This is a genomic window from Roseicyclus sp. (assembly GCF_018402035.1).
In the GTDB taxonomy this organism is placed as follows: domain Bacteria; phylum Pseudomonadota; class Alphaproteobacteria; order Rhodobacterales; family Rhodobacteraceae; genus Roseicyclus.
In genome coordinates this window covers 1-6,250 of sequence record NZ_JAGYJN010000026.1, presented here as the reverse complement: position 1 = coordinate 6,250, position 6,250 = coordinate 1, and the positions used below count along the sequence as shown (strand labels likewise).

At 63.1% G+C, this 6,250-nt stretch carries 6 protein-coding genes; 1 reads left to right on the top strand and 5 read right to left on the bottom strand.

What is annotated here, in order from left to right; all coding sequences use genetic code 11:
- Nucleotides 1-21: 21 nt before the first annotated feature.
- Nucleotides 22-408 carry a hypothetical protein gene (locus KG698_RS14400; protein WP_213686252.1) on the top strand — a complete coding sequence of 129 codons (387 nt, stop codon included), beginning with the start codon at nucleotides 22-24 and terminating at the stop codon, nucleotides 406-408.
- A gap of 283 nt (nucleotides 409-691) precedes the next feature.
- Here KG698_RS14400 and KG698_RS14395 read toward each other — a convergent pair whose 3' ends face one another.
- The 5 genes from KG698_RS14395 to KG698_RS14375 all read right to left on the bottom strand — a co-directional run bounded on the left by KG698_RS14395 (nucleotide 692) and on the right by KG698_RS14375 (nucleotide 5,792).
- Complete coding sequence (locus KG698_RS14395; RefSeq protein WP_213686251.1) at nucleotides 692-1,582, bottom strand: VOC family protein; 891 nt, start codon at nucleotides 1,580-1,582, stop codon at nucleotides 692-694.
- 1 nt (nucleotide 1,583) lies between these two features.
- Complete coding sequence (locus KG698_RS14390) at nucleotides 1,584-2,339, bottom strand: DapH/DapD/GlmU-related protein (RefSeq protein ID WP_213686250.1); 756 nt, start codon at nucleotides 2,337-2,339, stop codon at nucleotides 1,584-1,586.
- 11 nt (nucleotides 2,340-2,350) lie between these two features.
- Nucleotides 2,351-3,865 (bottom strand): aldehyde dehydrogenase family protein, encoded by a 1,515-nt coding sequence (locus KG698_RS14385; protein ID WP_213686249.1) that lies wholly within the window; start codon nucleotides 3,863-3,865, stop codon nucleotides 2,351-2,353.
- Complete coding sequence (locus KG698_RS14380; RefSeq protein ID WP_213686248.1) at nucleotides 3,858-4,724, bottom strand: NAD(P)-dependent oxidoreductase; 867 nt, start codon at nucleotides 4,722-4,724, stop codon at nucleotides 3,858-3,860. Before KG698_RS14380 ends, KG698_RS14385 begins: the two co-directional genes overlap by 8 nt.
- Nucleotides 4,725-4,838: 114 nt before the next feature.
- Nucleotides 4,839-5,792, bottom strand: a complete 954-nt coding sequence (locus tag KG698_RS14375; RefSeq protein WP_213686247.1) for a LysR family transcriptional regulator — start codon at nucleotides 5,790-5,792, stop codon at nucleotides 4,839-4,841.
- Between the last annotated feature and the right edge of the window lie 458 nt (nucleotides 5,793-6,250).

The window sequence follows — 6,250 nt, the reverse complement described above, 5'->3', positions numbered from 1 at the left end:
GCGCAGAATGGAGGCGGCTGAATGACCAAGCTCAACGACACGATTCGCGTGCTAATCCCATTGAAGATCCGCAAGAAGAACGGGCGGCCGAAGATCATGCCACCCGCCGACTACTGCCCCAGCGAGGATCAGACTCAGGATCCGCACATCCTGCGGGCCATCGGCCGCGCATGGGGGTGGCGCCGACGCATGGACGCCGGTGAGTTCAGCACGATCCAGGAACTGGCCGAGGCCGTCGGGTTGGCCGAACGCCATGTCAGCCGCCAGTTGCGGTTGGCTTATCTTGCGCCTGAAGTTCTGAAACGGCTCACCTGCGGGCGCGAGGCTTCAGCGGTCAGCCTTTACGATTTGTGTTTTCTGGCTGGGGAGGCTTGGGGGGAGCAGGTGGGTCGTGCCATTGGCGAGTGAGCAGCAAATTGACGCGATCGGCCCAAAGCCGACGGTCAGCCTGTCATGCTGATGTCACTTCAGCGGTCATTCAAACCCGATGCAGCACCGGAATAAAGCGAACCGCACCTGATACAGACTGCAAGCTGCTTCAACCGTTGGGGGGCATCAGGAAGAGTGGTGGAAACTCAATCCTTTGCCAGAAGTCTGCCTGCGGCCTCGCGCCCCGGCCGACACGCGCCATGGGCGATCTGACTGAACAACACTTGCCATTGCCGGAGTCGTGCGACCAGCGCGCGGGCGCTCACTTTGCGGCGAGAAAACGCAAGGCGACGCCAGCTAGCCCGTTTCTACCACTCAATGTGATGGTACCGGGCCCCGACATGGCCGCCAAGCCTGCGTCGCGTACCAACTGGTCGACAGAAGCAAGATCGTCAACGGCTATGTCGATACCGGAAACTCGCGGCCCGTTGTCCAGAGCAGCCGGCCCTGTTTCCGCCCCATAGATCCGTCCGAAGGTCTTGACCGACACCACACGCCAGAGACCACGACCCGTATCAAGGGTGAACACTCCGTCTGCGTCTTCGGTGCCCGGTCTGCCATGCAAGGCGCGCAGCCAGTCCCTGACGCGGGACATGTCAGAGGGCTGCGCGACGATGGACAGGGCGGCAATGCCTTTTGCGCCATTGGGGTGGTGCATCCGGTCGGGAAATTCCAGCAGATCGCGGCGGTGTTGTTGGCAGGCAAAGACCGACAGGCGCGGCATCGCTGCGTTCGGAAAGATCTTCAGCGTGGTTCGTGTCCGGTCGGGCTGGCCATCGGGGGCTATCACGTCGCGCCCGAAATTTACCGTGCCCGCGCAGAGCAGACCGCGCGCGCTCAGGGCGGACTCTGTCATTTCGGCATCGTCGGTGCAAAGGGCGGTCAGGGCGATCCCTTCGCCCCGTTCTAGATAGTGTTCGACATGCCGCCCGAAGCGGAAATCGCCTGCGCTGTAGCCGTCAAGCAGCCCCGCATCCCCGATCGAGACAAGCTCGATGATCTGCCGGTCGAACAGTGCAAGGGCGGTGGCTGTGCCCCAGGGATGCTGACCGGGCGGAGCGATGCAAAAGCCAAGGCTGCGGTAGAATGCGACTGTCGCGGCCAGATCACGAACCGCAATCAGCGGGTGGTCGATGGTGGGGCAGTCGGTCATGCTATGATCCCTCTGGCCGGGTAAACCCGCGAAACCCATCCGCGCGCCTGACGATCGGGGCGGCACGCGGCCCGGCGACGATTTCGCCGGGGGCCACAGCGCGGGTGACAACGGCACCAGCGGCGACGACCGCATCTGCCCCGATCTCGATCCCACCAAGAATCGTGGCATTGGCCCCGATCACCACGCGCGCGCCAATTTTGGGGTGCCGCCGGTCCCCTCGGTCCGTCAGGTTCGACCCCAGAGTGACACCATGCCAGAGGCAGACATCATCGCCCAGTTCCGCCGTGGACCCGATGACTGTGCCATGGCCATGATCCAGCCAGATCCGTCGCCCCAACCGGGCCTGTGGCGCGATGTCGATGGACAGGAACCGCGCGAACAGGGTCTTGACGGCAAGCGCCAGCGGTTCCTGCCCGTCCAGCCACAGCGCGCGGGAAAGACGATAGGCCAGCAGGCCATGAAACCCGTGCGCAAAAAGCAGCGTCGGGGCCATGCCCCCGGTGGCGATGTCGCGCTCGGCCGTGGCGCGCAGGTCATCCAGCGCGGCCTCGCGGGGGGTGGCGTTGGCGAAGACACGCTCTGCCAGCACTTGCAGCTCGGCCCGCGCAAGAGGGTCTGGCACCAGAGAAGCCAAGGCCGCCGCCAGGGCCTGAGCGTCGGTGTGGATACGGGTCTGGTCAAGCCCCCCAAGCCTGGCAATCGCGGGCTGGTCGAGCAAGAGGCGGCGAAGATCAGCGGCAAGGTTATCCGTCATGGTCTACGCCATCATGTGCTGGGCGCATAGCCAAAGGCCACGCGCGGGATCGGCGCGGGATCTAGCCAGATGCTTTTTGGCTGTGTGTATTCCATCAGCGCATCCTGCCCGCTGGAGCGCCCGAACCCTGAGGAGCGCGACCCGCCGAAGGGCGAGGACACATGAATCGCCTTGTAGCTGTTGATCCAGAACGTGCCTGCCCGCACTGCCGCCGCGACCCTGTGGGCGCGCGCGCCGTCGCGGGTCCAGATCGCGCCCGCCAGGCCGAAATCGGTGTCATTGGCGATAGCGATGGCCTCGGCCTCGTCGGCAAAGCCGAGGGCGGTGACGACGGGGCCGAAAATCTCGGTCTGGGCGGCAGCCGATTGCGGCGACAGCCCGGTCAGGATCGTGGGCGGCACGATCAGCGCATCGCCCTGCGTACCCTGCGCGCCAAGGCGGGTTGCACCGTCCTGCACCGCCCCGTCGATCATTGCCGTCACATGGGCGAATTGGCGCGCATTGCTGACGGGGCCGAATTCGGTCGCCTCGTCCAGCGGGTCGCCAATGCGGATCTGGCGCATGCCCTGATCCATCAGCTCCAGAAACCGGTCCTTCAGGCTGTGTTCCAGCAGCAGGCGCGAACCGGCCACGCAGCTTTGCCCGGCAGTCGAGAAGATCGCCGCCTGAGCGCCCAAAAGCGCGGGTTTCAGATCTGCATCGGCAAAGACGATATTGGCGGACTTGCCGCCCAGTTCCAGAACCACCGGCTTCAGCGCGGCTCCCGCCGCCATCGCCACCCGCCGCCCCGTCGCGGGCGAGCCGACAAACACCACCTTGCGCACGGATTCATGGGCTATCGCGGCCTCGCCCGCTGTCGGCCCAAGCCCGGCCAGCACATTGACGAGGCCCTTGGGCAGGCCCGCGCCCTCGGCCAGATGAACCAGCGCAAGCGTCGTGACGGGCGTCAATTCGCTGGGCTTGATCACCACGCCATTGCCGCAGGCAATCGCGGGGGCAATCTGCCAGCCTGCGGTAAAGATCGGCGCGTTCCAGGGCGTGATTTGGAAGACTACCCCCAAAGGTTCGCGCAGCGTATAGTTCAGATGGCCCGTGGGGACCGGGATCACCTCGCCATGCAGCTTGTCCGTCCAGCCTGCGTAATAGCGGAACATCTCGACGACCTTGGTGACCTCGACACGGCAGTCGCGCAGGGGTTTGCCCGCGACAAGCGCCTCGATGCGGGCAAATGTCTCGATCTTTTCTGCCAGAGCGCTGGCCACAGCCTGCATCACCACGCCACGCGCGGCAGGGTTGAACTGCGTGACCCAGAGCTTTTGGGCGGCATCGGCCGCCATACAGGCCCTTGCCGCCAGATCGGTCCCGCAATCTGCGTATTGCGCCAGCGTCTGGCGTGTGAAGGGGTCCTCGAGCGTGATGGCCTCGCCCGTGCCGGGCTGGAAGGCCCCGCCGACCAGACTTTGAGGTTCGGCGGGCAGGCCAAGCTCGGCGCAGAGCGTGTGGAAAAGGCGGCGGCGATCAGTCATGCGGGCGTCCATATTTGTAAATCTCGTTGAAATCGGCGCTGTCGGGAAGGGTGCTGCGGCTGTTATGCCAGATCGCGGCGATGGCGCTGGTGGCAGGCAGGTCGAGCCCAAGGCTTTGGCCCAGATCGCAGGCAAGCCCCACATCCTTGCGCATCAGACCCATGGTAAAGCCGGAATCAAAAGCGCCGTTCTGGATCCAGCGGGGAAAGTTGACTTCGCTGACCCCGCTGCGGCCTGATCCGGCATTAATCCCGGCCAGCAGGTCGCCCAGGGACACGCCCGCACGGCTTGCCAGATGCGCCATTTCGCTGACCAGCACCAGATTGGCGGCGCACAGCAGGTTATTGGCAATCTTGGCGGTGTGGCCCGCCCCCGAGGGGCCGATATGCAAAAGCTTCCCCGTCATCTGTTCAAGAACCGGGCGCACCTGATCCAGCGCCGCGGCGTCGCCGCCGACGATCATGCTCATCGTGCCTTCGCGCGCGCCCTTCGGACCACCGCTGACTGGTGCGTCGAGGAAGTGGAACCCCTGTGCTTGCGCCTCAGCAGACAAGTCACGCGTTGTTTCCGGCTCTGATGTCGATGTATCGATGACGACTGACCCTGTGGCCATGGCGCAGAGTAGTTGCCCCATCACGTCACGCACAATTGCGGCCTTGGGCAACGACAGCAAAACCGTTCGGCAGGCGGCACCGATTTCAGCTAGCGTAGCCGCCTCCCCGCCGCCAAGCCCTGCCGCCCGGTCCATCGCCCCGCGGTCGGCGTCGAAGCAAAGAACTTCGTGGCCCGTTTCGCGCAGCCTGGTCAGCATCCCAGTGCCCATTGCCCCAAGCCCGACAAGTCCGATTTGCTGTTTCATGGCCACTCCTCCATCAAGCCTCTCTCATAGCAAGTTAAGGCAACGCATTCCTTTCGTACAGCGCAGCGGAAGATCGATATCGTTGCACTAAATGCAACGCAGACGAAGCCTTATCTATCCCCTGCCCATGGCCTTCATCCGCCGGCATAGATGATCCATCAGCTTCAGCGCGATTTCGGGCAGACGGCGACCAGGCCGGACCAAAAGCGTAGCGTCCGCAGCGCCGAACTCTAGCAAGTCGATGGTCTTGCGCATGATGGAGCCATCCGCGAGTTCGCTGGTGACGACAAACGCGGGCAAGATGGTACCCCCCATCCGCGCACGGACAAAGTTGCGCAAGACGGCAATGGAATTGGACTCGACTGTGGCCTGAAACCGTATGGAATGATGGGTCTCTGCATCGCGCACCAGCGCACCGATCCCGAACCCCGGCAACAGCAGCGCAAGCGGGATCTGTCCAAGCGCCTGCACTGATATAGGTTCGGGTAGCGTCGCCCAATCCGTTTCAGGCGCAACCAGAAGATCCAGCGGCTGACCTGCCCGTGCCTTCGCCTGCAATCCCTGATTCGGTCGCGCATTGTAAGCCAGCCCGAAATGGGCCAGATCCTCGCAGAGCTGGTGTTCGACAAAGGCCGTCGAGCCACTTTGCAGCCTGTAGGTGACGCCCGGATAGGTGGCGCTGAACTCCGCAAGCGCATTACCGATGAAATCACTGATGAACCCGTCGCCCAAGGCAATGTCGACCTGACCCCGCCGCAGGCCGCGCAGAGCGTCGAATTCCGACATGACGGTTTCCAACTCGATTTTCTGGCTGTGAAGGTATTGCAACAACAGCCTGCCCGCCTCGGTCGCCCGCACCCCGCGTCGACCTCGCTCGACCAGTTTAATGGCCACTTGCGCCTCTAGCTGAGCAATCTGGCGGCTGACTGAAGACGGCTCGATCCCAAGCGCCTCGGCTGCAGCGCGCATCGACCCGGACTGACAAGTCAGAAGGAAAGTCTGTGAGAGCTTTGTGTCGATGCTGGAGGTCACGGTGGTTCCGAAATGGCTTGAGTCACCGACCTGCATAGCCCAATGCGCGACAGATAGCAGGCATGAAATAAGAAGATGGTAGCTGCGAGCAGTCGACAGTTAGACGCGCTTTATTCATAGCATTTCAACTGAGGGCAGGTCCTGCGCGATGGCAGACAATCTTTGAAATTGGCGCGATCTCTGCCGCGGTTAATGGCATTCAAGAATTACACACATTGGAGCGCGTCGCTGCGCAACAACGGTGTCCAAAACGTCTGCTGTCCCAAAATGCCGCAAGTGCTTTGCTGCAACCTCACAGTCTGCAAACCGCCCCTTGCTACCTCGGGCCGGTAGTCTGACCCCGCGCCCAAGTTCGCGGCACCCCGCACGACAACGCCGCCTTCGGGTGTCTCTGTTCGCACCGAGAGCAGACGAACCCGCTTCAACTGCGGCGCATTTGGACTTCGACAACATGCTGAAATTCCAAGACCTTTATAATCCGTCTCGATTTTTGA

Bases quoted from the DNA above. Each gene is read 5' to 3' on its own strand.
- KG698_RS14400 (WP_213686252.1), top strand. From the start codon at position 22: ATGACCAAGCTCAACGACACGATTCGCGTGCTAATCCCATTGAAGATC.
- KG698_RS14395 (WP_213686251.1), bottom strand. From the start codon at position 1,582: ATGACCGACTGCCCCACCATCGACCACCCGCTGATTGCGGTTCGTGAT.
- KG698_RS14390 (WP_213686250.1), bottom strand. From the start codon at position 2,339: ATGACGGATAACCTTGCCGCTGATCTTCGCCGCCTCTTGCTCGACCAG.
- KG698_RS14385 (WP_213686249.1), bottom strand. From the start codon at position 3,865: ATGACTGATCGCCGCCGCCTTTTCCACACGCTCTGCGCCGAGCTTGGC.
- KG698_RS14380 (WP_213686248.1), bottom strand. From the start codon at position 4,724: ATGAAACAGCAAATCGGACTTGTCGGGCTTGGGGCAATGGGCACTGGG.
- KG698_RS14375 (WP_213686247.1), bottom strand. From the start codon at position 5,792: ATGCAGGTCGGTGACTCAAGCCATTTCGGAACCACCGTGACCTCCAGC.